The 2,160-nt window shown below is 65.7% G+C and carries 1 protein-coding gene; it reads left to right on the top strand.

The features are described from left to right. Positions 1–381: 381 nt before the first annotated feature. Positions 382–1,977, top strand: coding sequence for an ABC transporter substrate-binding protein (locus tag HAV18_RS39530; protein ID WP_166966436.1), 1,596 nt, complete (start codon positions 382–384; stop codon positions 1,975–1,977). Positions 1,978–2,160: the final 183 nt, after the last annotated feature.

The following is a 2,160-nucleotide window of genomic DNA, read 5'->3' as shown; positions in this document are numbered from 1 at the left end:
TCCGCCTCTCCGCCTCTCCGCCTCTCCGCCTCTCCGCCTCTCCGCCTCTCCACATCACCACATCACCACCTGGCGGCTTCGACGCGTCGATTCGCGGCACGCCCACACTGCTGCCGCGTCGTCCCCGCGGCGCCACTGCCCAGCGTCCCCGGCGCCAGCGCGCCTCCACCCGCCGCCTCCATCGCCCCGCTCGCCGCCCCAACACCCGTTCCGTCGCGAACGCAGCCGTTTTTCGGTCAATTCGCCGCGTTCAGGCGCCTTTTTTCACGCGTCGCGCGCTTTGACGGTATGCTATTCGCCAGCCGCGCCGGCCCTGTCCGCTTCCGGGCCGCGCCCGCATCCCGTCACCCAGCAAAAAACACAAGCCACGTGGGAGATCCTATGCAGGTCAAGCTGTTCGCCGCGGCCACGCTCGCCGCCGCCCTCGCCGTCCCCGGCCTCGCCACCGCCAAGCCGCTCACCGTCTGCACGGAATCGAGCCCGGACGGTTTCGACGTCGTGCAGTACAACTCGCTCGTCACGACCAACGCATCGGCCGACGTGATCTTCAACACGCTCGTGTCGTACGACGAAGCCGCGAAGAAGGTCGTGCCCGCGCTCGCCGACAAATGGGACGCAAGCGCCGACGGCCTCACGTACACGTTCCACCTGCGCCCGAACGTCGCGTTCCAGACCACCGACACCTTCAAGCCGGGCCGCGCGCTCGACGCGGACGACGTCGTGTTCACGTTCTCGCGGATGCTCGACGACTCGAACCCGTGGCACAAGGTGGCCGGCGCGAGCGGCTTCCCGCACGCGCAGTCGATGGGCCTCGTGAAGCTCGTGAAGTCGGTCACGAAGGTCGACGACAACACCGTGAAGTTCGTGCTGAACGAGCCGAACGCGACGTTCGTGCCGATCCTGACGATGGGCTTCGCGTCGATCTACTCGGCCGAATACGCGGACCAGTTGCTGAAGGCCGGCAAGCAGGCCGACCTGAACGCGAAGCCGGTCGGCACCGGCCCGTTCGTGCTGAAGAGCTATACGAAGGACGCGCTGATCCGCTACGACGTGAACCCGACGTACTGGGGCACGAAGCCGAAGGTCGACCGGTTGATCTACGCGATCACGCCCGACGCGTCCGTGCGCCTGCAGAAAGTGAAGGCCGGCGAATGCCAGATCGCGCTGTCGCCGAAGCCGCAGGACGTGCTCGCCGCAAAGGGCGACAGCGCGCTGAAGGTCGTGCAGACGCCCGCGTTCATGACCGCGTTCGTCGCGCTGAACACGCAGAAGAAGCCGCTCGACAACGACAAGGTGCGCGAGGCGCTGAACCTCGCGTTCGACCGCGCGACCTACCTGAAGGTCGTGTTCGACAACACCGCGACAGCCGCGAACAACCCGTATCCGCCGAACACGTGGAGCTACGCGAAGGACGTCGCGCCGTATGCGTACGATCCCGCGAAGGCGAAGCAGCTGCTCGCGCAGGCCGGCTTCCCGAACGGCTTCTCGACGACGATCTGGACGCGTCCGACCGGTAGCGTGCTGAACCCGAATCCGAAGGTCGGCGCGGAGCTGCTGCAGGCCGACCTCGCGAAGATCGGCGTGAAAGCCGAGGTCAAGGTGATCGAATGGGGCGAGCTGATCAAGCAGGCGAAGCTCGGCCAGCATGACATGCTGTTCATGGGCTGGGCCGGCGACAACGGCGATCCGGACAACTACCTGTCGCCGCTGTTCAGCTGCAACGCGGTGAAATCGGGCATCAACTTCGCACGCTTCTGCGACGCGCAGCTCGACAAGCTGATCGCCGACGGCAAGTCGACCGCCGACCAGGCCAAGCGCGCGAAGCTGTACGAAGCCGCGCAGAAGATCATCCACGACCAGGCGCTGTGGATTCCGCTCGGCTACCCGACCGCGGCCGCGCTCACGCGCACGAGCGTGAGCGGCTATCACGTGAGCCCGTTCGGACGGCAGAACTTCACGACGGTTGCCGTGCAGTAAGCCGGCGCGATCGTTATCGCTTCATGCGGCAATCGGGCCCGGCGCTTCATGCGCCGGGCTTTTTTATGGTTCATCGCAGGAAACCGTGGAGCCTTGGAGAGCGATTGCGTAACCTGATGCCTGACTTTATGGAGGTCAGGAGGCAGAATTGCTCGATCGCAAGGCACTTCAGGCACTGGGTTG

Source organism: Burkholderia sp. D-99, from assembly GCF_011605345.1.
In the GTDB taxonomy this organism is placed as follows: domain Bacteria; phylum Pseudomonadota; class Gammaproteobacteria; order Burkholderiales; family Burkholderiaceae; genus Burkholderia.
This window is presented reverse-complemented; position numbering and strand designations above follow the sequence as displayed.

What these genes read in the sequence shown, in the direction of transcription:
- HAV18_RS39530 (WP_166966436.1), top strand. Translation starts at nt 382, where the DNA reads ATGCAGGTCAAGCTGTTCGCCGCGGCCACGCTCGCCGCCGCCCTCGCC.